We start from the raw sequence: 25,581 nt of genomic DNA, 5'->3' as shown, positions 1-25,581 counted from the left end.
GCTGCCGCCCCACGGATGGGCGATCAGGAATCGACGCGCTCGGCGAGCCGGCGGAACACCGCCTGGGTGGGCGAGCCAGGCTCGGGAACGTAGACGATCACACGCTGGTCGGTCTCCGGCACGTGCAGCACCCGGCACTCGAACTCCAACGACCCCAGCTCGGGGTGCGACACCCGCTTGACGATGGGGCGGCGCTCCTCGACGTCGTGTTCGGCCCAGAGCCGGGCGAAGCGGGGTGAGGTGCCGAGCAGCTCGGTGACCAGCTCGCGCAGGGCCGGGTCGGCCGGGTAGCGGCCGTAGGCGGCCCGCAGGTCCGCCACCGAGCTGCGCACGAAGCGGACGGTGTCGGCGTCGGTCCAGTGGCTGTCCACCACCGGTTGGCGGAAGATCCAGCGAATCATGTTGCGGTCCGCGTCCGGCACCGCCGCGAGGTCACCCACGAAGTAGGTGGCCAGCCGGTTCCAGGCCAGCACCTGGTACGTGGCGTCGACCAGGTACGCCGGGGTCTCGGTCATCGCGTCGATCAGGTGCCGCAGCCCGGGGCCGACCTCCCGGCTGGGCCCGCCGGTCGGCGGCGGGTTCTGCCCGGCGATGCGGAACAGGTACTCCCGCTCGTCCCGGCTGAGCAGCAGGGCGCGGGCCAGCGCGGCGAGCACCTGCCGCGACGGGTGCGGGCCGCGGCCCTGCTCCAGCCGGATGTAGTAGTCGATCGACATCCCGGCGAGCTGGGCCACCTCCTGCCGGCGCAGGCCGGGCGTGCGCCGGCGTACCCCGTCGGGCAGCCCCGCCTCGGCAGGACGCAGGCGGGCGCGGCGCGCGCGCAGGAACGCCGCCAGTTCGTCACGGCGCAGGCCGCTGCTGGTCATGCCTTCCAGCATGCCCCGGGCCCGGCGGGCGTGGGTGGTACCGGCGGTCCCAGCCTCGGCCGGTCCCTCCCCGCGGCAACCCGGCGCGGGCAGGCTCGACCGCATGACGAACATGATCGCCCTAGTCACCGGAGCCAACAAGGGAATCGGGCTGGCCACCGCCCGGCAGCTCGGCACGCTCCAGATGACGGTGCTGGTCGGCGCGCGGGACGCCGAGCGGGGCCGGACGGCCGAGCGGGCGCTGCGCGCCGAGGGCCTGGACGCCACTTTCCTGCCGCTGGACGTCACCGACGCGGAATCGGTGACGGCCGCCGCCGAATGGGTCGAGAAAAAGCACGGCCGGCTGGACGTGCTGGTCAACAACGCCGGCATTGTGCTCGGCGACGGCGAGCGGGCGCTGCCCAGCGAGACCACGCTGGCGACGCTGCGCCGGGTGTACGAGACGAACGTGTTCGGGCCCGTGGCGGTGACCAACGCGCTGCTGCCGCTGCTGCTCCGCGCACCGGCGGCGCGGATCGTGAACGTCTCCAGCGAGGTCGGCTCGATCGGGGTGATGACCGACCCGGCCGGCGCGCTGTTCGCGCTGACCTCGGTGCCGTACCCGTCGTCGAAGGCGGCGCTGAACATGGTCACCGCGATGTACGCCAAGGAGCTGCGGGACACCCCGATCAAGGTGAACGCGGCGAACCCCGGCTACTGCGCGACGGACCTGAACGGCAACAGCGGCTTCCGGACTCCGGAGCAGGGCGCCGAGGTGAGCGTGCACCTGGCCACGCTGCCGGCGCACGGACCGTCCGGGCTGCTGTGGGGCTTTCAGATGGACGCCGGTGGCGGGTACGGGGTGCTGCCCTGGTGAACGCTTGACCTGGAGTGCACTCCAGCCGGCAGGGTGGTCGGTGGGCGCCCACCGGTAGGGCGCACGGAAGGAGATCTGATGCGGTACCGCACGATCGGGGCCGACCCGGCGACCCAGCGCGAGGTGAGCGTGCTGAGCCTCGGCGCGATGCTGTTCGGCAGCGCCACCGACGAGGCCACCTCGTACGCGATCCTGGACCGGTACGTCGAGGCCGGCGGCACCTTCATCGACACCTCGGACAACTACGCGTTCTGGGTGGACGGCGGGCAGGGCGGGCAGAGCGAGGAGCTGCTGGGCCGGTGGCGGCGCAGCCGGGGCGTGGGCGACGAGATCGTCATCGCCACCAAGCTGGGCGCCCGCCCGCTGGCCCCGGGCACCAGCTACCTGGACAACGCCGAGGGCCTGTCGGCGAAGGTGATCCGCGAGTCGGCCGAGCGCAGCCGGGAGCGGCTCGGCGTGCAGCGGCTGGACCTGCTCTACGCCCACATCGAGGACCGCACGGTACCCCTGGCCGAGACCGTGGAGGGCTTCGCCGAGCTGGTCGCCGAGGGCACGGTCGGCCTGCTGGGCGCGAGCAACCACCGGGCCTGGCGGGTGGAGCGGGCCCGCGCGCTGGCCGCCGCGGCCGGCCTGCCGGGGTACGAGGTGCTCCAGTACCACCACAGCTACCTGCCCCGGCGCACCGACGTGCCCCGCCAGTTGGACCCGGACGGCGATCCGGGCGCCACCGGCGGTGACCTGCTCAGCTACCTGCGTGCCGAGCCCCAGTTGACCCTGGTGGCGTACTCGCCGCTGCTGAAGGGCGCCTTCACCCGGGCGGACAAGCCGCTGGGCCCGGAGTACGACCTGCCGAGCGCGCCGCGCCGGCTGGCCGCGCTGCGGGAGGTCGCCGCGCAGACCGGCGCGACGGTGAACCAGGTGGTGCTCGCCTGGTTGCTCGGCGGCGCGGTGCCGTCGATCCCGCTGGTCGGCGCCTCCTCGGTGGCGCAACTCGACGAGAGCCTGGCCGCGGTGGAGCTGGAGCTGACCGACGAGCAGCGGCACCGCCTCGACACCACCTGGTGACCGCACCGCCCCGCCGGCGTCAGCCCTCGGCCGGCGGGGCGGTCAGGTCCAACTGCCAGTCGTTGGCGCGCATCATCCGCCCCGGCGGGTACTCGAAGTCCACCTCACCCAGCCGGGTGAAGCCGACCCGGCGGCAGACCGCGTTGGAGGCCGGGTTGTCGACCGATGGGTAGGCGTGCGCGTACCGGTGGGTCCGGCGGGCGCGGGCCACGTCGACCACCGCGCGCACCGCCGCGGTGGCCAGCCCCTGCCCCCGGTACGCGGGCAGCACCGCCCAGCCCATCTCGTACACCGGCTGGCCCCGCCACTGCCGACTCCAGTACGCGACGCTGCCCACTCGCGCGCCGTCGGGCAGCACCAGGACGAAGACGCAGCCTTTACCGTCGTCGGCGAAGTGGACGTAGCGCTCATGGCGGGCCAGCACCTGCTCGTCGGTCTCCGGGCCGCCGGTGTGCCGCCGGGTCTCCGGCGTGTTGAGCGCCCGCAGCAGAGCCAGATCGCCCTCGCGCCACGGATCGAGCCGTACGTCGGTCATGTCATCACCCCCGTCTCCGGCGCTCATTGAAACAGCCGCCATCGACGTCGCGCCCGCACAACGGCTGACGGAGAAACAGGTCGGCCCAATTCTCCGTGCAGATCCGATGGACGGACCCCCGGCCTGCTCAGCCCGCCCTGCGCACCCGGTAGGCCAGGTGGGTGACGCCGTTGCCCTCGACGACACTGATGGGGCCGTCCAGTTGGACGGGTGCGATTTTCAGGTCGGCGAAGAGCGGAATGCCGTCGCCGAGCAGAACCGGAACGAGGTCGACGTGGACCTCGTCGAGCAGGCCGGCCTCGATGACCTGCGCCGCGATGGTGCCGCCGTTGACGCCGACCTCCTTGTCGCCGGCGATGGCCTTCGCCCGCTCGATCGCGCGCTCGATGCCGTCGGTGACGAAGACGAAGGAGTCGTTCTCGCGTTCCCACCCCTGGGGCACCTGGTGGGTGACGACGACCACCGGCACGTCCATCGGGTGCCGGCCGCCCCAGCCGTTGGTCATGTCGAAGAGCCGCCGGCCGACGACCAACGCTCCGGTCCTCTCGTGAAGATCGCGCAGGTGCGCGGCGCTCGCCGCCGAGGTGCGCAGCGTCATCTCCGGGTTGGCCGTCGGCGTCTCGACGTCGCCGTTGCCGTACCACTGGAAGAGGTGTTCGAAGCCGCCATGGGACGTGTCGGCGATGTAGCCGTCCAACGACATGGTGGCTCCGGTCGTCACCTTGGTCATCGTTCGCTCCCTGGTCTCTGCCGGCACGCCGGTGAATCCGACCTGCCTCTGCCTACGGTCGAAGCCAGCGACGCCCCGCTCGACACCCCTTCCCAAGATTTTTTGTAGGCGACGGCAGAAGGCCGCGACGGGCGACGGCGAACAGTTCGTTGGCCGCCGATCCGCGCGCCACGGCGTCCGCTAGATCTGATCTAGCGGGCCGCCGGCCGCCGCCTCGCGCCTGACGGATGAGACCGACAGTGGCCGGGGAGGGGGAACGATGACACCGCTCAGACTCGCCGTGATCATCGGCAGCACCCGCGAGGGACGCACGGGCGACCGGGTCGCCCGCTGGTTCGTCGACCAGGCCGACCGGCACGACGACCTGAGCGTGACGGTCGTCGACCTCGGCGACTACGACTTCCCCACCAGCTACCCGGCTGAGCCGACCGCGTCCGTGCGGGCGTTCGTCGGTGAGGTCGGCCGGGCGGACGCGTTCGTCGTGGTCACCCCCGAGTACAACCACAGCTTCCCGGCCTCGTTGAAACAGGCGATCGACTACGCGTACGACGAGTGGCAGGCCAAGCCGGTCGGCTTCGTCTCGTACGGCTGCCGGTCCACCGGCCTGCACGCCGTCGACCAGCTCCGCACGGTCTTCACCGCGCTGCACGCGATGACGGTGCGCGACGTCGTCGGCATCGACCTGCTCCACGGCGATCCGACGCCGCCGCACGTCGACCAGCTCCGCCAGGACACCCGCGTCCTGCTCGACCAGCTCCGCTGGTGGGGCCTGACGCTGCGCGACGGTCGCGAAGCGCGGCCCTACGTCTCCTGAGACCGACGAAACGAAGGGTAAGGATCATGAGTAGACGCACCACCGGCCTGGCCATCGAAGCCGAGGGCCTCACCAGGTCGTTCGGGGACACCCGGGCGCTGGCCGGGATCGACCTGCAGGTGCCCGCCGGCACCGTCTACGGCCTGCTCGGCCCGAACGGGGCCGGCAAGACCACCGCGGTCCGGGTACTCGCGACACTGCTGCGCCCCGACGGCGGCCACGCCCGGGTCTTCGGACACGACGTGGTCACCGAGGCCGACGCCGTCCGCGGCCGGGTCAGCCTGACCGGCCAGTACGCCTCCGTGGACGAGGACCTGACCGGCACGGAGAACCTGGTGCTCCTCGGCCGTCTGCTCGGCCTGCGCAAGCCGGCCGCGCGGGAGCGCGCGGCGGCCCTGCTCGCCGCGTTCGGCCTCACCGAGGCCGCCGATCGTCAGGTGAAGAAGTACTCGGGCGGGATGCGGCGGCGCATCGACATCGCGGCGAGCATCCTCAACACCCCCGACCTGCTCTTCCTCGACGAACCGACGACCGGCCTCGACCCGCGCAGCCGCAACCAGGTGTGGGAGATCATCCGGGCGGTGGTGGCCCACGGCACGACCGTGCTGCTGACCACCCAGTACCTGGACGAGGCCGACCAGCTCGCCGGACGGATCGCGGTGGTCGACCACGGCCGGGTGATCGCCGAGGGCACCCCGGGCGAGCTGAAGTCGTCGGTCGGCTCCGGCACCGTGCACCTGCGACTGCGCGACGCGGGGCAGCGGCCGGAGGCGGAGCGGGTACTCCGGGCGGCGCTCGGCGTACCGGTGCAGCTCGAAGGCGACCCGGTGGCGTTGACCGCCCGCGTCGGCGAGGCCGGCACCGACCTCGACGCCAGCGCGCAGGCCGCCCGCGCACTCGGCGAACTGGCCCGCGCAGGCATCGTCGTCGACGACTTCTCCCTCGGCCAGCCCAGCCTGGACGAGGTCTTCCTGGCCCTGACCGACCACCCCGCCGTACCGGCCAACGAGCGCGACGAGCAGCTGGAGGCAGCCCGATGAGCAGCACGAGCACCACGACCGAACGGGCGCCGTCCGTCTACGTCCCGTCCGCCGAGGCGCTGGCGACCGTACTGGCGCCCGGCGCCCGACCGCCCCGACCGAGCGCGCTGGGGGCGTCGCTCACCTTCGGCTGGCGGGCCCTGCTGAAGATCAAGCACGTGCCGGAGCAGCTCTTCGACGTGACCGCGTTCCCGATCATCATGGTGCTGATGTTCACGTACCTCTTCGGCGGCGCCCTCGCCGACAGCCCGCGCGACTACCTGCAGTTCTTCCTGCCCGGCATCATGGTGACCAGCGTCGTCATGATCACGATGTACACCGGCGTCGGCCTCAACACCGACATCGAGAAGGGCATCTTCGACCGCTTCCGTACGCTGCCCGTCTGGCGGCCGGCCGCCCTGGTCGGCATGATCTTCGGCGACGTGCTGCGCTACATCCTCGCCGCCCTGGTGATCCTCGGCGTCGGCCTGGCGCTCGGGTTCCGACCCGGCGGCGGGGTGGCCGGGGTGGCCGCCGGAATCGGGCTGCTGGTGCTCTTCTCGTTCGCGTTCTCCTGGGTGTGGACGTTCTTCGGCCTGATCCTGCGCAGCGAGAAGTCGGTGATGGGGGTCAGCATGATGGTGCTGTTCCCGCTGACCTTCCTCAGCAACGTCTTCGTCGAGCCCGCCACCATGCCCGGCTGGCTCCAGGCGTTCGTGAAGGTCAACCCGGTGACGCAGCTGGTGGCCGCGGTCCGCGCGGCGATGGCCGGCTCGTCGGACGCGTCCAGCACGATGTGGCTGCTGCTGTGGAGCGCCGGGTTCGTGGTGGTCTTCGGCACGCTCACCATGTACCGCTACAACCGCCGCTGATCCCGACACGACCGACGGGCGCCGCCACCAACGTGGCGGCGCCCATCTGTCGAACGCGGTCGGCGGGCAGGGGGGTCACGCTCCGACCGGAGCCCGGCCGACGCCGACGCGGCGTGCGACGTGGCCGAGGGCCTGAGCCATGCGGGAGGGCAGCGATTCCGGGGCCGGGATCTGCACCGGGCGTACCCGTCCGTTGTGTAGCGCCGTGAACAGCCAGCCGTGTTCGGTGCGCACGGCGACCAGTGTCTGCCGGGACAGGCGTCGCTTCGGCAGCTTCGATCGCCAGGGCATCAGGACCGAGGCGGTGCCGTGGACGATCGCCACGCCCGGGGCGACGTGCCGGATCGACTCGAGGTCGCCGACGAGTGCGGATCCGGCAAGCACGCCCCGGAAGAGCCGGTCGTGAGCGTTCTGCATGGCCTGTCGTCCGATGGCCCGAGTGCCGTCGTAGGAGACGTAGTCGGAGTCCTCGGTGAAGCAGGCGCCGTAGGCGACGGCGTCGTTGTCGGTCCAGGCCCGCATGAGCCGGCCGAACAGCTCCCTGATCTCACGGTCATCAGCTGTCATGGTGTCCTCCCCCGTCTGATATCGTTTCGATCGTCGAAGACTACGATAGCAGAAGGTTTCGAATGTCGAAGAATAGTCTGATCCGTGACGTGTCGATGCACGTGCGGCTGCTCCAACAGAGCTTCGACGCCTTCGAGGAGGCTGCCGCCGCTCGGCTCGGGCTCAACCGCACCGACCTTCGCGCGCTGGATCTCGTCCTGGCCAACGGTGGTCCGATGTCGGCGGGGGAACTGACCACCGCCCTCAAGCTCAGCCCAGCCGCGACCACCACCGTCATCGACCGCCTGGAGCGGGCCGGCCTGGTCAGCCGTACCCGGGACGCCGAGAACCGACGGCGGGTCCTGGTCACCGCCACGGACGCCGCGCGCACCATCGAGCAGGACATCTACCTACCCGTCGGCGCCGCCGGCGCACAGGCCCTCGGCAGGTACGACGAGGACCAACTCGCGACGATCCTCGATTTCCTGCGGACCGCCAGCCGGGTGCAGGAAGAGCAGGCGAAGCGGATCAGCACGGCTCCGGCCGATCCCCCAACCGGCACGTGAGCGCGCCTCGCCACGGCCGCGCAGGTGAAGCCGCGACTCAGCTGAGGCTCAAGACCCTCGAACCACCGGCTCAGAGTCGCCAGCGCAGGGGCTCGGGCGGCAGATAGCGACAGGTGCTCCCGGTCGAGACGGACTCGCGCAGGTGGCGGGCGAGCGCCGGATGGCGAACGTCAAGCTTGCGCAGCGTGTCCCGGATCCGCGCGGTCACCGTCTTGCGGGCCCGCTCCGCCTCGTCGCCCAGCCGACGGGTCCGGCCAGCCAGACCAGCGGCCGCGCGCAGCTCGTCGAGCAGTGCCCCGCGCTCGGCGTCGAGCGCGGCCACCTTCCGGTCGTCACCGCGCAGGACAGCCCGGTCGATCTCCTCATCAAGGCGTTCCAGGTGCCGCCGGTAGCGGGCCTTTGCCTCGTCGTCGAGGACCGGGTCGCCGCCCATCCTTCGGGCGGCGGCCAGCTCCGGGCCGGCGGCCGGGTCGAGCAACTCCACGGCGGGGACGCCGCTGCCCGGCCGGCTCAGCAGCAGGTGCAGGTCGTGCAGCCCCTTGGCGTCGGGTAGGTGCACGAACTCGCCTGCGTAGGCGAGCTGCCAGACCGGCCCGTCGCGGCGGAACTCGTACCCCTCGAATGACGCGGCGGCCCGCACGGCCGTCGCGGCCTGGCCCGGCAGGGCTTGGGCCGTCACGGCCCGACCTGGGCTGCTGGCCGTCGCGGCCTGGCCCGTCGCGGCTAGGCCCGGCACGGCTTGGCTCGGCACGGCTTGGGCCTTCACGGCCCGACCTGGGCTGCTGGCCGTCGCGGACTGGCCCGTGACGGCGGCCGCGGCGGTGCTTTCGGCGACCCGGGCTGCGGCTGCGGTGGCTGGAGCTTCGGTCTCGGTCGCCGCGGCTGTGGAGCTGGTGGTCGGGGCTGTGGCTTCGAGGGCTGTGGTGTCGGAAGAGGTCGGGCCGGCCAGTCGGTCGAGGACCTGCGTCATGCCGAGCGCGGTGGCGTCCCGGGCGGTGGCGGCGCGCAGCGCGGTCAGCGGCGCGGCGTCCTCCGGGCGACCACGGCCGGCCAGGGCGCGGACGAGGCCGGCGCGGGCGAGGACCGACCAGGGCCGGGAGCCCATCCGGTCGGCGGCGTCGCGGGCCGCGGTGAATCCGGCGACGGCGTCGTCCCAGCGCTCCTGCGCTGCGTCGACCACGGCCAGCCATTGGTCGACCGGCCCGCTGATGTCGCAGCCGAAGAGCGCGACCGTCCACTCCCCTCGGTGCGGGGCCAGCGCCGACCGCGCCTCGGCGCAGCGCTGCGGGTCATCGGACGCGGCGGCGGCCTGCGCGCGCAGCCGTAGCCAGAGCGGCGACACCGGACGGGGGTACCGGATGCCGGCGGCCTCGATGTCCTTGGTCAGTCGGACCGCCGTCTCGTCGTCGCCGCGCTCCGCCGCGGTGATCGCCCGCAGCAGCTCCCGGTAGGGGTAGTCGGTCGGGCGCAGCCCGTCCAGCAGCGTCTCAGCCTCGGCGAACCGGCCCTGGAGCAGCAGTCGGGACCAGAACACGTGGTGGCCCATGAACGCGAAGTCGGCGTGGCCCGGGTCGGCCAGGTCGGTCAGGGCGGAGAAGAGCTCGTCGGCCTCGGCGAAGTCACCCCGGAACGCGGCGATGATCCCGCCGTCGACGGCCGCGGCCAACCGGCTCCGGGCGGCGTCGTCCTGCCGCGCCACGGTCACGAAGGAGTCGAACTCCTCGACGTAGCGGGGGTCGCCGAGCTCGAGCAGGGCCACCCACCGCAGCGAGGTCGACCACAGCTCGGTTTCCCGGTCGCCGGAGCGGCGGGCCACGTCCCGGATCTCGGCCGTGAGCGTGGCCCGCGCCGCCGCGGTGCCCAGCCCCCAGGTGGTGTCGTGGCGGGCCCACAGGCTGAAGGTGAGCGCCTCGTCGTCCCGGCCGCGCCGGGCGATCGTCTCGGTGGCGGTGATCAGGTCGGCGATCAGGGTGGCGACCGGCGCGGCGGCATCGGGCTCGCCGATCAGTCGCCGGTACGCCTCCCGCACCAGCTCGGCCGCTTCCGCCGAGCGTTCGGTCGCCACCTGACGGGTGCGGTGCACCGTGAGCGCGACGCGGGCCAGCAGCACCGGGTCGTCGAGCGTACGCGCCAGCGTGGCGGCCTCGGTGAGCAGTTGCACCGCCTCGCCGCGGCCGGCGTGATGGAAACAGACCTGGCCGAACTCGAGGAGGATCCGCACCCGCTGTGCCCGGTCCTCGACGATCTCCAGCGCCCGGCGGAAATGCAGCGCCGCCTCGTCGGTGGCCAGCCGGCCGAACGCGTCCCGCCCCGCGGCCACCAGCACCTCGGCGGCGCGGGCCGGGTCGAGCGCGGACCCGGCGAGGTACGCGTGCCGGGCCAGGTCGGCCGGGATCAGCCGGTCGGTGAGCGCGCCGGGGCCGTCGACCGCCCGGACCACCGTGGCGTGCCGGGCCTGCCGGTCCTCGTCGGTGAGCCCGTCGTAGATCGTCTCCCGGACCAGGTCGTGGGCGAAGGCGAACCGGCCGCCGCCCCGGGCGACCACCAGCCGGGCGGTCACCGCCGCGTCGAGTAGCCGGTCGACCTGCGCCACCGGGGCCACCGCGCAGGCCGCGAGGACCTGCCGGTGGAACTCGCGCCCCAGCACGGCGGCGACGGTGAGCGCGTCGACCACGGCGGCGGGCAATTGCGCCAGCCGGCGGCGCACCGCCTCGCGTACCCCGGGAGCGATCGTGCCGGCCGCGCCGTCGGCGCGCCACAGCCGGGCGGTCTCCTCGACGAAGAACGGGTTGCCGCCGGTGCGCCGGTGCACGTCGTCGACCAGGCCGGCGTCGGGGTCCCGCCCGCCGGTACGCGTTATCAGCGCGGCCACCTCGTCCCGCGCGAGGCCGGTGAGGGTCACGGTGGTCGCCTTCGCCGCCAGCGGCATCAGCAGCGGACGCAGGGGATGCTCGGCGGACTCGACCTCGGCGTCGCGGTACGTGCCGACCAGCAGCAGCCGCTCGAACCAGGTGTGCTGGGCGGCGAACCCCAGCAGCCGCAGCGAGGCCGGGTCGGCCCAGTGCAGATCATCAAGGACGACCACGACGGGTCGGTGCTGGGAGACCGCGACCAGCGCGGCGGTCACCGCGTCGTACAGGGCGAAGGCCTCACGGTCGGCGCCGTCCCCGCCCGCCTCGATGCCGGCCATGGTGGCGGTACGGCTGAGCTGTTCGCTGCCCGCCTCGCCGAGCAGGGCCGCGAGCGCCGGCTGCGCGGTCGGGCGGGCCACCGCCCAGTCGTCGGCGGAACGTCGCAGGCCGCGGAGCACCTGCACCCAGGGCCAGTAACCGGGCGCGCTGTCGGAGTCCCAGCAGGCGGCGCCGAGCACGAGCGCCCCCCGCTGACGGGCCTCGCGCGCGGCGGCCGTGACCAGCGTCGTCTTGCCGATGCCCGGCTCGCCCGTGACCAGCACGAGCCCGCCGTGACTGGTGGCGGCCCGATCCAGCTCGGCGCGCAGCAGGCCCGCGGGATGCTCCCGCCCGATGATGGCGTCGCCCAGCCGCACGTCCATGGCTCCCCGACGGTATCGGACCCGTCCGACACCGAGGAGTCCGCGCACGCGTGGCTGGCACCAGTTCTCCGGCGGGAGGGGCAGCCCACGCAGCTCGTGCTGCCTGTCCGGCCGGCGCAGTCCGTGCCGCAGCGCGCTGACCTAACCCCATCACTCCCTATCGTTACCCATTCAGCTACCATAGGGAGCGATGAAGGAAGACATGTACTCGGTGGAGCAGGTCGCGGACCGGCTCGGCCTGCACGTGCGGACGGTGCGCGGCTACATCCGCTCGGGCCGGCTCACGGCGGTGCGGATCGGCAAGCAGTACCGGATCGCCGCCGCCGACCTCGACGTCCTCACCGGGCGCACCCGGTCCGCCGCCGTCGCCGGCCCGGCCGAGGTGTCGAGCATCGTGCAGATCGACGGCGTCGACCGAGCCGCCGCCGACCGGCTCGGCACACTCGTGCTGACCAGCGCCAACACCGGCCACGACCAGGCGCACCCGCTGCGCGTCCAGACCGTGCACAACGAGGAGCGGCACCGCATGAAGATCATCATTCTGGGCGGCGTCGCCGCCACCGCAGAGCTGCTGCACCTGCTAGACGCGGTGCTCGACGCGGACAACGGCCTGCTGGGCCGGAAGGAGGAGAACGGTGCCTGACGAGGTACAGGAACGAGCCGGCGTACGGGTACTGGTCTGCGACCCCGCCGGCCCGCCGGTGGCCACCGAGCAGGACGCGCTGGACCTGGTGGGTGCGGCCTTCCTCGGTGTCGAGGTGGTGGCCGTACCCGCGAGCCGGCTCGACGAGCGCTTCTTCTCGCTGGGCACCCGCTTCGCCGGCGAGGTCATGCAGAAGTTCGTCAACTACCGGCTGCGGCTGGCCGTCGTCGGCGACATCTCGGCGCACCTGGCGGCCAGTTCGGCGCTGCGCGCCCTGGTGCAGGAGTCGAACCGGGCCGAGCACATCTGGTTCGTCCCCGACCTGGACGCCCTCGACGCCCGGCTACGCGGCGCGGCTTGACCGCGCTGGGCACCGGTGCCGACATTCCGTCGAGAGCGTGGGCCAGGCGCTGCCCATCCGGGTCCCCGGCGAGCGACTTGGCGGCGCGCCACGGCCCGCGCAATGCTCCCGCCCGAGGATGGTCTCGCTGATCCGCATAACGTCGAGACGGTATCGGAACCGCCCGACACCGCGAGAAACTAAGCTCGAGAGATCGGGCATCAGCAGGTGGTGTCAGCCGTGTCGCAAACGAGCGAACCGCCGGGTCGCCTGCGCAAGCCGATCGACCCGGTCGGTCAAACCGGCGCGGGGCTCGCCCTTGGGCTCCGGGATCGGCGCGGCGGCTCCGGCCTGCCGCTCAGCCTCATGGTCATCGGGCGGTGCAACAGAGCGGTTGGCCTCGTCGATCAACGCGCGAGCACGGTTCTCGACCTGCCGACGCTGCTGATCTGACTCCCGGGCTTCCGCGCGCAGGGTCGACATGGTGAGTGACCAAGCCCTGTCCAGGCGCTGCGGATCGTCGAAGAGGCTTGTCTCCAACGGCGGCCCTGGGTCCACGTAGTTGCTGGACGGCAGCACCCAGACCGCGTCGTCCACCAGGTATCGGTCTTCGGGCTGCGGCTCCGGTTCGGGTTCGGGTTTGTCGGGTGTGGCCACTGTTCCTCGAGTCCCCTTCACTATCGCCATGCGAAGTCACCCGCGCCGAGGTCTTCGCGTGTAATCAGATCGTTGAAGTGCACGAGCTTGAGGGCAAAACGGTAGCTGACGTAGAAGAGGTTCAACGCCGAGACCACGCAGAGCGTGATCCAACGCCAGTCGGTGATTCCAACGAAGGTCAGGGGGTCGGCGACGCTGCCCCCCGGGATTGGCGTCGGTACGGTCGGTGGCGGTGATCCCAGATACAGCACGACCGCGATCACCGACACGACACCGCTCACAACAAGCGACAACCGCGCGAGAAGCGAACCACCGACCAACGCGTCCTTGTCCGATGAGACGCCGAACCAAGAGGCAGCGACGGCCGGAAGCGCCAGCATGAGGGCCGGCAGGCCGCCCACCTGCGCCCCTTGCGGATCAGTGACAAGGTTTCCTGCGACCGCGATCAGCAGGGTGGTGGCCAGGGCGGTGACGGTCGCGCGCCCCCGGGCGCCCGGTGGGGTCTCTTTGAAGCCGGTGATCAGCTGCAGATCCCGCAGCTTCGGTGCGGCCCGCGAGTAGCCGCGCATGTAGACGTGCACAAAGTTCTGGCCCCGCTTGCGGCGCACCCGGAAATGATGGTCCGTGACAAGGTCGTCCTGTCCGGTCCTGGTCGAATCGAGCTGGTGCGCACAGAGAAGCTTCCTGTCAGGGTCCTCTTTGCCGGAGCCGTTCTTCTCCTCGGGCATGCCGGCGGGTTCCTTGCCGCGCCACTGCCGGGTCAACAGGACCCGACAGTGCCGGCACTGGAGGAACTGCTTGAGGACGTACTTGTTCGTTGGGGCATTGACGCGAAGGTGGTAGCTCTCAGCGGTGAGCGCCAACTCCACCGGAATCGCCACCTTGTCGGGCTTCAGGCCGAGTCCGAGCCGAAGCAGACCACGCCAACTTCTGGTAAGCGACGCGGGAATGAACGTCGGCTCATACTTGAGCAGGAACCGCCCGCTGGACGCGTCCGGCGCCGCAACGACCGCCACGATCGGATAGGACCAACTGAGGGCCGCGACATACTTGCGGACGCGTTCCTTGCTCTCGTCGTTCGGAAACTTAATTTCCTCGAGGATGACGTCCATCCGTCCGTGCACCCGCTTGCCGTTCAACGGCCCACGAGTCGCCACGATCTGCAGCAGCGCCAGTTCGGCAGCCCGGACGGGCTCCTCCAAGGTAGTCGGTGGTGAGGGCGCGTCCTTGCCGGCGAAGATTTCCATGAGGATGAGGCGGAGGCCGGCCGCCGCCAATCGCGTGGTCTCCTCATAGGAGAGGGTGGGTATTGAGCCGCCGCCCGCCGACCAGAGGTGGAAGTTGTCCACCAGCTCGCCTTTCATCGGCTGCAGGACCGGGATGTAGAGAGCCCTTCCACCGTCCTCGGCATCCGGCAACGTGAAGGAGATCGACACCTGCTGAGTAACCGCACGCTCATCGAGATCGATAGTCTCGGTTAGTCGCGAGCGAGAGCTGGCGGGGTCGACGATCAGCTCCACAAACATTGCGATCGCCTTGCGATCGTGCTCGGTGAGCCGCTCAATCGCCGAGGCTTGAAGGCGCTGCAGCCATGGGACGTCCGGCTGCCCGGGGCGCTGCGCCACTGCTTTCTCTTCGCCCAGGCTCTGGCGCAACCGCCCGAAGATCACCCGGCAAAGGATGACCGCCGCGATCAGGCAGAGGACCCGCGCACCCCCTCCAGGCTGCGGTCGTTGTCGATGAACCACTGCCCGTGAGCGTCAAAGCGGTGACGAAGCCAGCCCGTGCTGCCTGCAGCAGTGAGCAGCAGGGCGGCCAGAGCGGCGATGCCGATGTTCATCATCATCCTTCGAACGCCACGCGGCTCTTTCATTGCCAATCACGCCCCCACCACCTGACCGCAATAAGTGCCTGAGGGGGTACAGGGTGCTACAGGTCGGCGGGCGAGTCGAGGCGGGCAGAAAATAGGACAGTCCGCCAGATTCGTCGATGCGTATGTGACGAAAGACACCTGCCACCTGCATGTTTCGATACGAGCGCCGGCCGACAGAGGTTGGCCACCGCGGCGCCCGTTATCAGAACGTGACCCGATCTCGCACCGAGTGGCCGCCGCTGGCCGCCTGCGTGACGGCCGTCGGGCGGAGATCGTCCTATCGCACTCAACAGCAGTACCCCCACCCGTCGTACGATCGGCCTACGGTCTACCGGCGACGGACGTCGGCGGACGCCCGCAGCACGTGCAGGAGACCGGTGACGGCCAGGATCATGCCGGCTGGAGCAGGCCGATCACGTTGCCGCCGACGTCCGAGACAAGTCGCGATGACCTGCCGTCGGCAGGTCGGTGACATCCGGCACCGGCTGCGAGCCGGTGTTCAGCAACACCTTCACCCCGGCCTTTGCCGCCGTCGGTCAAGGCCGACGACCGCAGCGCGAGCCCGCTTCGGACCGCTCAACGTGAGTAGGCCGGCTGTGTCGGATGTCTAGCCGCCCGCCTACCGGGTACGCGCGACGCATGGGTAGCCACAAGCAGAACAAACACGACAGCGGCGGCGAGTCGGCGCGAGGCCGGCGGCATCCGGGCAGCGGCGCTCCGGGCCGCCAGGGTTCGCCCATGGAGCACTCGCCAGGCATGCGGCACCGGCGCACCGCCACCGGCTCCGCCGGCACGGAAGGTGACCTGGGCCGGGCCAAGGTCTCGGGCGACGAGCGGGTTCAGCGGCAAGGTAATTCCTGATCCAGCACGCAGCGGTGCGGTCGTCCGGCGAAACGGGACGGCCGCACCGGGCGCGGTGACTGTTACGCGGTGGCGCAGATGGCGTACGACGTGTTGACCCAGCTACCGGCGAACGCGTCCTCCTCGTAGGCGCCGGCCGTGTCGGACGTCGGGGCCGTGGCGACGCCGCCGCTGGGACGGAAGTCGTCCACGACCACCTCGCCGGCGGCCCCGTTCAGCTCGTAGCCCGCGCCGGTCAGCACCTTGCCGACCGGGCAGGTCGCCGTGACGCTGCGGAAGTCGGCCGAGCTGTTGCTGCTCACCGCGGAGGTGCGGACCAGACCCGGCAACGGGCCGGCGCAGATGGCGAACGCGGTGACGTCCCAGTTCAGTGCGGTCGCGTCCGCCTCGTAGGCACCGACGTTGACCGAGGTCGGCGCCGCGGCGACACCACCATTGGGGCGGAAGTCGTCCACCACGGCCTCACCGGTGACGCCGTTCAGCTCGTAGCCCGTACCGGTCAGCACCTTCCCAGCCGGACAGGCCGCCGTGATGGTGCGGAAGCTGTTCGAGCTGTTGGTGCTCACCGCCGCGACCCGGACCAGGCCGGCCACCGGGTTGGCGCAGATCGCGTACGCCGTCACCGACCAGCTTCCGGCGAAGGCGTCCGCCTCGTACGCGGTCGCGGTGACGGCCGTCGGCACCGTGGCGGGACCGCCGTTGGGGCGCAGGTCGTCGACCACCGCCTCCCCGGTCGCCCCGTTCAGCTCGTACCCGGTGCCGGTCAGCACCTTGCCGGCCGGGCAGACCGCGGTGATGGTGTGGAAGTCGTTGGAGTTGAACGCGCTGGTCGCGGAGATCCGCACCAGGCCGGGGACCGCGGCGGAGGCCGGGCTCGCCGGCACGACCACCGCCGCCGTGACGGCAACACCGAGCACGAGCACGGCTGTACGCGCCGCGAACCGCCGGGACACTGGCCAGAAGCTGTGGGTTGTCGCCGGCCTGACCGGGAGTGAGCAGGATCGACAACGGCCGACCACGTCCGTCGACCGCTAGGTGGATCTTCGTGCTCAGCCCTCCACCGGATCGCCCGATGGCCTCGCCATCTTGCGCACCAGGCGTCGCCGCACTTGTCGAGGAGCCCCCTTTTTACGGGCGCCAGCGGCATGCTGATGCGCCCGCACGATCGACGAGTCGATGCTGATCGTCCACTGCACCGGTGTGCCATCGTCGTGGACCTGCGCCGCGGCCAGGATCCGATCCCACGTGCCGTCGGCCGTCCAGCGGCGCAGCCGCTCATGGCAGGTCTTCCACGGCCCGAAGCGTTCTGGCAGGTCACGCCACGGCGCGCCCGTGCGCAGTTTCCACAGGATCCCGTTGATGACCTGACGGTGATCCCGCCACCGCCCCGAGAACTCCCCGGTTCAGGCAGCAGCGGCGCGATCACCGCCCACGCCTCATCGGTCAACTCACCACGACGCACCACCGGCACATCGTCAACGATCAACCACTACAAGATCGGCAGGACACGCCCTAGGCTCTGCCGCGAGGGAAAGCTGGATGAGGCATATTGTCGATTTTCATTGGCGGGCGTGGGCCGCTCCTTCTACACGAAGTGGTTTGCGTTCGCTGGGCGCGCAGAAGACAGGCCATGGCAGCCGCTCATTCTCGACGACCGGGTCTTTCGCACTTTCAACGACACGCTCGGAATCTTCACGGTCAGACTGGCCGGCACTCGTCGCAGAGACCGTCGGTATTGTGCGTACGTCGAGCATCTCCACCTGTGGAGCAATTCCGTGCGCGAAGCCGGAATCCAGTGCTCGGCCGAACGGCTCGAGTGGATCCTGTTCGCCCACAACGGTGCCGCCCTCCCCTAGCGTGGCCGACGCCTAGGAGCTGGCGACGGTGACCATCGCCTGCAGATCGAGCAGGTGCTTCTCCGTGTAGCGGATGACGACTGGCTGACCACACAGCTCGACCTCCAGGCCGTTGTCCGAACCGCCCTCGGTGCTCGTGCGCCACCGCAGGACCTGCTCCAGCAGGTCCTCGGATGCGACCTGGCCGTGCAGGAACTTGCTGGTGCAGGTCGGGCAGAGACACAACGCGTTGCCCTGGCGGTCGATCCAGGCGGCCGCGGTGTGTGAGACGAGGCTGAGGACCTCAAAGTACGGAGTTCCGTCCCGCTTGAGGAAAGTGGCGGCACAGATCTGGCAGCGGCCGTCGTACTGTTCCAGCAGGAACTGGCGTACCGCGGGATCCTTGCCGTCCCAGACCTTGCGACCGAGGACGCGGAACCGATCTCGAGGCGCCGGCTCATCCGCGAGGTCCTGGCTGATGGCCTCCGCGGTCCGCTGTCGGCGAATGGCAGGAGCCTGGACCACCCCGGGGGTGGACGGCAGGTCGGTCCGGGGTTCTGCGTATACCGGGGCCTTGTCGAAGGCAGCCTCCAGCGCGTCGGCGTACTCCTCGGGAGTAAGGCCGGCGCCGATCTTCTTGTCGCCGTCGCCGTCGCCGTCGTCGACGTCGACGTCGACGTCGACGCCTCGCCACTCGTTGCGGAGGCGCTGCATCATCTCGGCGGCTTTCGCCGGGTGCTTGCGTGCGAACTGCAGGAAGTCCACGGGGAGATTGAACTCGGCACTCGCCTGCGCGATGTGGGAAGTGCGCATGCCAAGAGCATCGGCGAGGGCCTGGCTGGGTGTGAAGTCGTCCGGTAGGTCGTCGAGCGACACCATCGCGGGCTCGACGAAGGAGCCGTTCTCCGTCGGCAGCCATGCGTGTGCGGCGGCCACCTCCAGCGCCGTGGAGGTCGTGTCAGCCCGATCGCTGTTGGTGTAGTCCTGCCGAGTCGATGACTCCACCACCCCACGCAGCCGGTTCGCGTGCGGCAACAACAGCTGGTTCCAGACGTACGCGGATCGCTCGTGGTTGGGATGAGCCAGGGCGGTGTCCAGTCCGGCGATGTTCAGGTCGGGGTCGAATCCGTGCAGGCCGCGCCGGTGGTTGCTATGGAAGTTCCAGATGACGACATGGCCCTGCGGGTTGGACTCACGCAGGGAGACCCGAACACGGTCCGCCACGCCCAATTCGCTGAGCTGGCGGCGATACCGCTGGTAACGCTCGTGGAGAAACCACCCGTGTTCGCTGGGCAGGAAGTAGTGCTCGAGTTCGGGGTCCGGCCAGTAGGCGACGGACGGGCGCTGATACGAGTACGTCGCTCCGTCCGCCGGCCGGCACAGCAGGAAGGCCGTCTCCCGCAACTCCTTGAGCAGGTCGGTCCTTCGCGATCCGCTGGCGGTCTGCAGGGCGTGGAGGATGGCTGCGAGGTCGACGTCATGCTGATCCTCGTCGACCGACGCGGTCCAGCCGTGGTACCGCGGCAGGACGTGCGTGATGACCTCGTCCACCGCGTTCGGCTCGGTGAGGCCGAGCCGTTGGAGGAAGGCTCGGGCATCCTGGTCGGCGACGATCGCTCGCCGGACGGTCGGAAAACTCGAGGGCGTCGTCCTGGGCAGGTAGGCCTGCGGGCGGTTGTCCGAGCCGAACGGCACGACATGGCGGCCGTCTTCCAGACGGATAAGGGGCATGGTGCGGGCCGGTCCGGGACGGTCCCAGTGTCCCCGTGGTTCACGCCACAGGGCGGGGCTCTGGGCAAGAAAGCGGTACAGCCGGATCAGCCATTCGTCCTCGGCCGACGCCAGGAACTCCGTGCTGAGCTGGGAGACGACCCAGTCCGGAGTGACCTCAGCGACGCCGAGGGTGTTGCGCAGGTAGCTCCACAGGGCGGGGCTCCGGTTTTCGGTCAACTGCTCCGGCTGCCAGTACAGCTTCTCGGCCATGCCGATTAGTGCGCCGAGCTGCGTCGGCGTCAACAGTTCCTGCATGCTCCGCACCCGCGCGAGGCGGACGCGCGAGGCGGGCGCGTGCCGCATCGGACCCGCGACCGGCAGGAGGGGCCGGGTCTGCACGGCATCGCGAAGGGCGTCGAAGAGCGGTCGTAGCAGCGAGCCTTCGGGGAATGCTTCCGGCGTGACGGGAAGCACCTCGAACACGTCGAGACCGAGCCGACCGTCACGACGCATCTCCTCAAGAGCATCGACCAAAAGCTGCGCGGCTTCCGCCACGATCGTCGCGTTGTCCGGTTCGTGCTCGGGTACGTTGTCCCGCGCCGGAGTGGTGCGCAGCGGCGCCTGCAGCAGGAATCCGAGCCCGGTCGGCTTGTCGGTCGGAAAATAGACGACCAACGGCGCGCGGGGAACGCGTTTGACCAGGGCATCCGGCCCGGGACCGGTCAGTTTGAACGCGACCTCCACCCGCTGACCCGGGTGCCCGATATGGTCGAGCGGGCGGCGGTACACGCGCCAGTACTGGTGCTTGGTCACCCGCCCGTTCTGGTGAACCTCCAGCTCAACGTCGGGCGACTGCCCGCCAGGCGCGTTGCGGGAGAGCGTGGTCACGCCGCTTTCCCCTCGTATCGCAACTTCCCGAACCTGCGCGAGGAAGAGCAGCGCGACGGGGTCGAGCCGGGCGAGCCCACTACTGATCTCGCTGTGCGCGGTGTGCGGAGGCGCGTCGTCGCGATCGAACGGGAAGACGAACCTGGTGAGGTCGGGGTCCACGTCTCCTGGACACTCGGCAGGCTCCGGCCGGACGTAGTGCTGGATGCGGAAATGCTCCGAGCCGGAGTGCACCTCCGGTGCGCGGGTGTAGGCGTAGACGGACTTGAAGCCGATGCCGAACTTGCCGATGCTGGTCAGCTCGCCGGTCTTCGTGGAGACGTCGACTCCGCAGATGCCTCGCACGTCCTGCTCGTTGAAGAGGCGGCCGTCATGCTCGACGACGAGGCGATCCGCGTGCAGCGCGAAGGTGACCCGCGTAGCCCCGGCGTCCTCGGCGTTCTGCAGAAGCTCGAAGATGAAGTGGGTGCGGTCGGCGTAGAGCCGCTGCAGAAAGTCGAGGTGCCGGGTGCCCTCGCCGTACTCCCGGATGTTGTCCTCGCGGATGCGTGCGTAGTCACTGGGCATGGCTGATGATCAGCACTCCCTCCGCGATCCGGTGGCTGACGATGTCGACGCGGCGTCGTTCCTCCAGCTGCTCACGGCGCCGCTCGAAGTCACGGACGGCGTGCGCTCGTTGTGCCGTCAGCATGGTGAGGATCCGCGGCTCCGTCTCGTCGGTGAGGCGCTCGTCGAGTCGCAGCAGGCTTCGGTGGTGATGGGCTTCGAGGCTGCCGATCCGGCGGGCCAGCAGCACCTCGTTGAGCGCATGCGCCTCCCGCACCGCATCTCGGCGCCGCTGCTCGGCGTAACTGGCAAGTGCCGCATCCGCCGCACCGGGGCCGGCGGATCGCTCCTCGCTCGCGGGCCGCACGTCGGCGAGGAGCACGAAGAGGCGCCGCTCGACGGCGGGGCTGGCGGTCAACCGCGCGGCGTCCACGACGAACGGCACGGTGCGGTACTCCGGCCGAGCGGCGATCGTCTCCCAGGTGTCGCAGGCGAAGAGGTAGCTGCCCGCTGGCAGGTCCTGATCCACGACATGCAGATGAGCGCGCAGTTGTTGACCCTCGGCCGGGGCAAGTGCCTGCACGGCCAGCCGGACCAGCGGGTGGGTGGCGGTCAGGAAGGCGAGTGATCGATCGCCGCTGGCCACCTCGGCGGAGAACGTCAATCGGAGGCCGCCGTCCTTCTCGTTGAGCCATCGGCGTAGCTCCTGCACGAGCCGGCCCCCGCCGAGCTTCGCCTCGTGGCGGCCCAATGCGGTGAGCAGTTCCAACCGAGCTGGCTGAGACAGGCGTAGCCGCAGCACGTCGCCGGCCGATCGATCCAGGTGACCTAAGACCGGCGGCCACGTCACGTAGGCGCGAACGAGTTCCTCCAACTGCTGCTCGGTGACCGCTCTCCCATCCGCGACCAGGGTGTTCAGGTCGTGGGTGAGGCTGTCGTCCAGCCCCAGAAGGTCGTGGCTCGCGTCCTCGACACCGCGGGTCTCGGCGATGAGCCGTACGGCGTTGTCGGCGAGCTGCCGCGCCTGTTCCGCCATCTGCTCCGGAGTCAGTTCGGTGCTGCTCGCCACGGCGGTGAGGCCCTGCGTCATCTCACCGAGCACGCCCTCAAGGTCACCCACCGTGTCGCGGAACAGGTCGAGCCGTTCCCAACAGCGATGGAAGACCCGCTCCTCGACGGTCTCGGGCGTCACGAAGTTGAGGATCAGCACCTTTGGGCTCCGCTGCCCGAACCGGTCGATGCGGCCGATGCGCTGCTCGATGCGCATCGGGTTCCAGGGGATGTCGTAGTTGACGAGCCGATCGCAGAACTCGTAGTCGAGGCCTTCGCAGCCGACCTCGCTGGAGAGCAGGACGTCGATCGCCTCCGCGTCCGCACGGCCAAGGCGGAACCGGTCCCGCAGCAGCTGGCGATCGGGCTCGTCCACGCGACCGGTGACCACCCCGACCCGGACACCGGCCGCGGTGAGGTGTTCCACGAGGTAGTCGAGGGTGCCGAGGAAGAACGAGAAGACGAGGAGCTTGCCCGGACCGTCGGCGGCGCGCGCTTCGCGGACGGCCTGGAGCAGCCGCTCGAGCTTGGGGTCCTCTGGCGGCAGGAGCCGCGCCATCTCCCGGAGGTCCGCGTCCGTCGGCAGCGGGAGCCTCGGCGAGGAATCGTCCGGCTCCGCCTCCGGCGCATCGGTGAGATCGGTGACGGTCACCTCGTCCGCAGCCGCGATGCGGCGAGCCAGCGCGGGTAGACAGCTTGACGCCTGCCGCTCGAGGGTGTCGAGAATCAGGCGGACCACGACCGGGTCGTATCGGGTCAGCAACTGGTCGCGGCGGGCTTCGAGCAGACGCTCGTAGAACTTCCGCTGCACAGGCGTGAACGGCACCAGTACGGTGCGCGGCTCGCGGATCGTGAACCCGCCGATGTCGCGCCGCCGGGTGCGGTTCACCAGCGGAGCGAGCGTGTTCAGCTCTTCGATCTCGCGCACACACCGTACCCGGTCGTCCGTCGTCAGGACGGTCGCGCTCAACCGCGCGCGGACGCCCTGATACCGCGGGTCGATCGCGATGGCCTGCCGCCCCCAGTCGGTGGAGGCAGCGGCGTGCAAGGCGTCGAGCACCTTGTGGGTGGCATCCGGGGAGCCCTTCCGCAGCATTCGTACGGCGGCGTTGAGGTGTCGATTGGGCTCGACGACCTCGAAGAACGTCTGCCGGTCCGGGAACAGGTCCGGGCGGAGCAGGTTGAGCAGGGTGAACAGATCACGGGCGTGGGTCTGCACCGGCGTCGCCGAGAGCAGGACGAGGGCTGTGCTGATCCGGCCGAGATACTGGGCCAGCGTATGGGAGTTCGTGCCCGGCGTACGCAGGTGGTGTGCCTCGTCGGCGATCACGAGGTCGAAGGCAGGGGGCGGGTCCAGCTCTCGCAGGCCCCTGTTCCTCTTATGCGTCGGGCTCCCGTTGAGGTACGACTCCCGCGCGAACAGCTCGTAGTGCACGATGGCGCGCCGGTACTCCTGCGGCCAGGCGCCCTCCAGGTGGGCCTCGTTCAAGCAGTAGCGCAGACTCGCCGAGTCGAGCACCCGGAAGTCCTCGTCGAAGCGGCGCATCTCTTCGCGCCACTTGACGGTGAGCGCCTTGGGGCAGAGGACGAGCACGTGGTCCAGCGGCTGCCGGGCAGCCAACTCCTTCAGGATCAAGCCGGCTTCGATCGTCTTACCGACGCCGACGTCGTCGGCGATGAGCAGGCGCGGCTCGTCGGCGCGGGCGAGGCGCAGTAGCGGACGGAACTGGAACGGCACGTACGTGATCCGGGCCGCCCGCAGCGAATACACGTGATCGGTGAGCGGGTGACTGAGCCTGGCGGCGACCAGGCGGGCCCGGAACTCCGCAGGAGACAGCCCGCCGGTCGTCGCCTCCGGTGGCGCCGCCGCGAGAACCAGCTGGTCCTCCGCGTACTCGCGCAGGCTTCCCGCTTCGTGGAAGACGCGATAGCGGCCGAAGCCGTCGACGCTCTGAAGGATCTGGATGACCGGCCCGACGCGACTGGGGTCGGCTTGAACGGCAACGATGTCACCGACGTTGAATCCCACGCGCGCCCCTCGAACTCGCCCCCACGCGACCGGCCCTCGCCCGCGGCCTCGCCCGACGCCCAAGAGCATAGGCACGCGTCGACAGTCTCGACGGGGCCGTTCAGCCGTATGGAGATCGATCTGCGCCGAAGGTCGGGACTAATCCGGCTCGGGGCAGTCATCCCACGCGCCGCTCCGCTATTCGCCACCCTCCGCGTCACGTGGCTTCGGCACCTGGCGGTTGAAGCGCGGCTTGAAGGCGACGACCAGGGCTTCCTTCGTACCCTCCGGGTTGTCCATCTCCTGCCAGCGGACCTCGCACCGGCCCAGCCAGTCGGCGATGTCATCGGCCGACGCCTCGTTGTCCGGAGTGTCGAGAACCTGGCCGACCTGGTCGTGCAGCACCGACGAGTCGCGGTTGCCGTTCAGGTGCTGCCGGAGGCGATCCCGGAGACCCCGCCTGGTCCGGCCGACGTAGATGACCACGCCGCGGTCGAGAACCACGTGCACGCCAGCGGCGTTGGGAGCCTCGGCAACGGTCTCCAGGGTGTACGGCTGGGGAGCCGTGAAGCCGGCCAGTAGGTCGTCGTGCACGGTGTCGGGCATCCCCGGGACGTTACCGGCGTGGGCCCTCGTCCGCGGCCCCGCACGGGCCGTCGTGGTCGTCGCGGAGGCGGCAGCGGCCGGGCCCGTCGAGCTTGGCGCGCACCAGATTCTGGGTACGCAGGAACTGGCGATCCTCCTCGCTCAGGGTGGTCTCACCGAAGTCGATGGCGGTGACGTGACCGAGCAAGTCGCGTAGGGCTGCGGCCAGGGTGATGGCTCCGTCGAGGCTGGTCAGGGTGGTGGGTAGGTGGATGATCCAGCGGGGTGCGCTCCATCGCTGCCACCGGCTATTCGGTGAACCTGGGTCTGTGTGGCGGCAGCCGGTGTGCCGGGACTGCCACTGCCGCAGCGCCTGGCGGATGCGTTCGGCCTCGGTGTTCGCCGTGGTCAGCGCGCCGTGCAGTCGTTCGAGTTCGTCTGCAATCCGGTTGAGGTAGTCGTGCACCTGGTCGGGGTCGAGACCGCGCCCAGCGGGTTTCGAAGTCGACGGCGCGGACGTGGTGCGGGTGCAGGCATTCCCCGGTCACGTCGATCATCGCTGCGGCGCCTCCTACTCAGCGATCAGCACGCGGATCTGACGGTCGGTGAGGCCGCGCTGGTCACGGACCCGGCAGACCCAGCGGTGCAGCGGGCAGGGGTGGCGCGCGCGGTCGTTGCGGCAGCGCAGGCCGCCCCGCCACTGCTCGGCAGCGTGCACGGTGACCGCCCTGACCGCGAAGGTGACGTTTCGGCGGTGATGTGGGGCGGTAGGGGTAGCTCGCCGAAGATTTCGTCAATCGAGTCCATGTCCCCCTCCTGTCGATGGTTGTCGAGCGGCGCCGAGGTGGATGGGGATGATCGGTACGACCGTGCGTCCGTACCGACCCAGCACGCATCCCGGGCCTGCTGATGCGCCGCGACCGGTGCCGCGGCGGTTCTTCCGCCTGCCACACGTTTCGCTGGGTGCGCCGCTGGACGCGACGCGCTTGCTTCGCGTGTCGAGGCAGCGTCGCCGCGCCGCCCCGGCACTGATCGGGCATAGGTGCCCGGACGAGCCGCTCTGGTGCCAAGCCGAATCGACTCAAGGCCCAGCTATGTCACTAGGCCGTGTCTTCAAAGGTTCATAACCATTGGAGTAGCGCGGCGATGGTGACGGTGGC

General features: G+C 70.4%; 23 protein-coding genes and 2 pseudogenes. 10 read left to right on the top strand and 15 right to left on the bottom strand.

What is annotated here, in order from left to right; genetic code table 11:
* Positions 1 to 23: 23 nt before the first annotated feature.
* Positions 24 to 866 carry a helix-turn-helix transcriptional regulator gene (locus ACFOW4_RS13010; protein ID WP_377527423.1) on the bottom strand — a complete coding sequence of 281 codons (843 nt, stop codon included), beginning with the start codon at positions 864 to 866 and terminating at the stop codon, positions 24 to 26.
* A 103-nt stretch (positions 867 to 969) separates the two neighbouring features.
* Here ACFOW4_RS13010 and ACFOW4_RS13005 point away from each other — a divergent pair, with 103 nt between their 5' ends.
* Positions 970 to 1,722 carry an SDR family oxidoreductase gene (locus tag ACFOW4_RS13005; RefSeq protein WP_377527421.1) on the top strand — a complete coding sequence of 251 codons (753 nt, stop codon included), beginning with the start codon at positions 970 to 972 and terminating at the stop codon, positions 1,720 to 1,722.
* Between the two features lie 78 nt (positions 1,723 to 1,800).
* Positions 1,801 to 2,787, top strand: a complete 987-nt coding sequence (locus ACFOW4_RS13000; protein WP_377527420.1) for an aldo/keto reductase — start codon at positions 1,801 to 1,803, stop codon at positions 2,785 to 2,787.
* 19 nt (positions 2,788 to 2,806) lie between these two features.
* Here the strand turns inward: ACFOW4_RS13000 and ACFOW4_RS12995 are convergent, their stop codons facing one another.
* Both ACFOW4_RS12995 and ACFOW4_RS12990 read right to left on the bottom strand, forming a co-directional pair.
* Positions 2,807 to 3,322, bottom strand: coding sequence for a GNAT family N-acetyltransferase (locus ACFOW4_RS12995; RefSeq protein WP_377527418.1), 516 nt, complete (start codon positions 3,320 to 3,322; stop codon positions 2,807 to 2,809).
* A gap of 127 nt (positions 3,323 to 3,449) precedes the next feature.
* A complete protein-coding gene (locus ACFOW4_RS12990) occupies positions 3,450 to 4,052 on the bottom strand; it encodes a dihydrofolate reductase family protein (RefSeq protein WP_377527417.1) in 603 nt (200 codons plus the stop codon).
* 259 nt (positions 4,053 to 4,311) lie between these two features.
* Between ACFOW4_RS12990 and ACFOW4_RS12985 the strand changes: the two genes are divergently transcribed.
* Genes ACFOW4_RS12985 through ACFOW4_RS12975 form a run of 3 tightly spaced genes read left to right on the top strand, consistent with a single transcriptional unit; the run spans position 4,312 to position 6,757 of the window.
* Positions 4,312 to 4,866, top strand: coding sequence for an NADPH-dependent FMN reductase (locus ACFOW4_RS12985; protein WP_377527415.1), 555 nt, complete (start codon positions 4,312 to 4,314; stop codon positions 4,864 to 4,866).
* A 26-nt stretch (positions 4,867 to 4,892) separates the two neighbouring features.
* Complete coding sequence (locus ACFOW4_RS12980) at positions 4,893 to 5,906, top strand: ATP-binding cassette domain-containing protein (protein ID WP_377527414.1); 1,014 nt, start codon at positions 4,893 to 4,895, stop codon at positions 5,904 to 5,906.
* A complete protein-coding gene (locus ACFOW4_RS12975; RefSeq protein WP_377527412.1) occupies positions 5,903 to 6,757 on the top strand; it encodes an ABC transporter permease in 855 nt (284 codons plus the stop codon). Before ACFOW4_RS12980 ends, ACFOW4_RS12975 begins: the two co-directional genes overlap by 4 nt.
* A 75-nt stretch (positions 6,758 to 6,832) precedes the next feature.
* Here ACFOW4_RS12975 and ACFOW4_RS12970 read toward each other — a convergent pair whose 3' ends face one another.
* Positions 6,833 to 7,324, bottom strand: a complete 492-nt coding sequence (locus tag ACFOW4_RS12970; protein ID WP_377527410.1) for an SgcJ/EcaC family oxidoreductase — start codon at positions 7,322 to 7,324, stop codon at positions 6,833 to 6,835.
* A gap of 62 nt (positions 7,325 to 7,386) precedes the next feature.
* Here ACFOW4_RS12970 and ACFOW4_RS12965 point away from each other — a divergent pair, with 62 nt between their 5' ends.
* Entirely contained in the window at positions 7,387 to 7,869 is a 483-nt protein-coding gene (locus ACFOW4_RS12965; RefSeq protein ID WP_377527408.1) for a MarR family transcriptional regulator, read from the top strand.
* Positions 7,870 to 7,939: 70 nt separating this feature from the next.
* On the opposite strand, the gene ACFOW4_RS12960 is transcribed toward ACFOW4_RS12965, so the two are convergent.
* Positions 7,940 to 11,422, bottom strand: a complete 3,483-nt coding sequence (locus ACFOW4_RS12960) for an ATP-binding protein (protein WP_377527407.1) — start codon at positions 11,420 to 11,422, stop codon at positions 7,940 to 7,942.
* 190 nt (positions 11,423 to 11,612) lie between these two features.
* Here ACFOW4_RS12960 and ACFOW4_RS12955 point away from each other — a divergent pair, with 190 nt between their 5' ends.
* A complete protein-coding gene (locus ACFOW4_RS12955; RefSeq protein ID WP_377527405.1) occupies positions 11,613 to 12,065 on the top strand; it encodes a helix-turn-helix domain-containing protein in 453 nt (150 codons plus the stop codon).
* Positions 12,058 to 12,426 carry a DUF4180 domain-containing protein gene (locus tag ACFOW4_RS12950; protein WP_377527404.1) on the top strand — a complete coding sequence of 123 codons (369 nt, stop codon included), beginning with the start codon at positions 12,058 to 12,060 and terminating at the stop codon, positions 12,424 to 12,426. The genes ACFOW4_RS12955 and ACFOW4_RS12950 overlap by 8 nt, the downstream gene beginning before the upstream one ends.
* Before the next feature lie 213 nt (positions 12,427 to 12,639).
* Here ACFOW4_RS12950 and ACFOW4_RS12945 read toward each other — a convergent pair whose 3' ends face one another.
* The 3 genes from ACFOW4_RS12945 to ACFOW4_RS12935 are packed head-to-tail and all read right to left on the bottom strand — an operon-like array spanning position 12,640 to position 14,908.
* Positions 12,640 to 13,062: a hypothetical protein gene (locus ACFOW4_RS12945; protein WP_377527402.1), complete on the bottom strand. Its 423-nt coding sequence runs from the start codon at positions 13,060 to 13,062 to the stop codon at positions 12,640 to 12,642.
* Positions 13,063 to 13,082: 20 nt separating this feature from the next.
* Complete coding sequence (locus ACFOW4_RS12940; protein ID WP_377527401.1) at positions 13,083 to 14,732, bottom strand: hypothetical protein; 1,650 nt, start codon at positions 14,730 to 14,732, stop codon at positions 13,083 to 13,085.
* Positions 14,733 to 14,755: 23 nt separating this feature from the next.
* Positions 14,756 to 14,908: a hypothetical protein gene (locus ACFOW4_RS12935; protein WP_377527400.1), complete on the bottom strand. Its 153-nt coding sequence runs from the start codon at positions 14,906 to 14,908 to the stop codon at positions 14,756 to 14,758.
* Between the two features lie 765 nt (positions 14,909 to 15,673).
* On the opposite strand from ACFOW4_RS12935, the gene ACFOW4_RS12930 reads away from it, so the two are divergent.
* Positions 15,674 to 15,796 (top strand): hypothetical protein, encoded by a 123-nt coding sequence (locus ACFOW4_RS12930; RefSeq protein WP_377527398.1) that lies wholly within the window; start codon positions 15,674 to 15,676, stop codon positions 15,794 to 15,796.
* 62 nt (positions 15,797 to 15,858) lie between these two features.
* On the opposite strand, the gene ACFOW4_RS12925 is transcribed toward ACFOW4_RS12930, so the two are convergent.
* Together ACFOW4_RS12925 and ACFOW4_RS12920 are read right to left on the bottom strand one after the other, a co-directional pair.
* Positions 15,859 to 16,713: a hypothetical protein gene (locus tag ACFOW4_RS12925; RefSeq protein ID WP_377527501.1), complete on the bottom strand. Its 855-nt coding sequence runs from the start codon at positions 16,711 to 16,713 to the stop codon at positions 15,859 to 15,861.
* A 19-nt stretch (positions 16,714 to 16,732) separates the two neighbouring features.
* Positions 16,733 to 17,258 (bottom strand): annotated as a pseudogene (locus tag ACFOW4_RS12920) (IS5 family transposase); the annotation flags it as partial.
* Between ACFOW4_RS12920 and ACFOW4_RS12915 the strand changes: the two are divergent.
* Complete coding sequence (locus tag ACFOW4_RS12915; protein ID WP_377527495.1) at positions 17,218 to 17,652, top strand: hypothetical protein; 435 nt, start codon at positions 17,218 to 17,220, stop codon at positions 17,650 to 17,652. The pseudogene ACFOW4_RS12920 and the gene ACFOW4_RS12915 sit on opposite strands and share 41 nt — an antisense overlap.
* Before the next feature lie 12 nt (positions 17,653 to 17,664).
* On the opposite strand, the gene ACFOW4_RS12910 is transcribed toward ACFOW4_RS12915, so the two are convergent.
* The 5 genes and pseudogenes from ACFOW4_RS12910 to ACFOW4_RS12890 form a co-directional block, all read right to left on the bottom strand.
* Entirely contained in the window at positions 17,665 to 20,799 is a 3,135-nt protein-coding gene (locus tag ACFOW4_RS12910) for a sacsin N-terminal ATP-binding-like domain-containing protein (RefSeq protein ID WP_377527396.1), read from the bottom strand.
* The gene (locus ACFOW4_RS12905) at positions 20,789 to 23,857 is read right to left on the bottom strand and encodes a DEAD/DEAH box helicase (protein ID WP_377527394.1); all 3,069 of its coding nucleotides are present in this window, start codon (positions 23,855 to 23,857) and stop codon (positions 20,789 to 20,791) included. Before ACFOW4_RS12905 ends, ACFOW4_RS12910 begins: the two co-directional genes overlap by 11 nt.
* A 177-nt stretch (positions 23,858 to 24,034) precedes the next feature.
* Positions 24,035 to 24,442 (bottom strand): GIY-YIG nuclease family protein, encoded by a 408-nt coding sequence (locus ACFOW4_RS12900; RefSeq protein WP_377527392.1) that lies wholly within the window; start codon positions 24,440 to 24,442, stop codon positions 24,035 to 24,037.
* 310 nt (positions 24,443 to 24,752) lie between these two features.
* Positions 24,753 to 24,978 (bottom strand): annotated as a pseudogene (locus ACFOW4_RS12895) (DivIVA domain-containing protein); the annotation flags it as partial.
* A 14-nt stretch (positions 24,979 to 24,992) separates the two neighbouring features.
* On the bottom strand, positions 24,993 to 25,139 hold the full coding sequence (locus ACFOW4_RS12890; protein ID WP_377527391.1) for a hypothetical protein: 147 nt from the start codon (positions 25,137 to 25,139) through the stop codon (positions 24,993 to 24,995).
* Between the last annotated feature and the right edge of the window lie 442 nt (positions 25,140 to 25,581).

The organism is Micromonospora sp. GCM10011542, from assembly GCF_042650685.1.
In the GTDB taxonomy this organism is placed as follows: domain Bacteria; phylum Actinomycetota; class Actinomycetes; order Mycobacteriales; family Micromonosporaceae; genus Micromonospora.
This window is presented reverse-complemented; position numbering and strand designations above follow the sequence as displayed.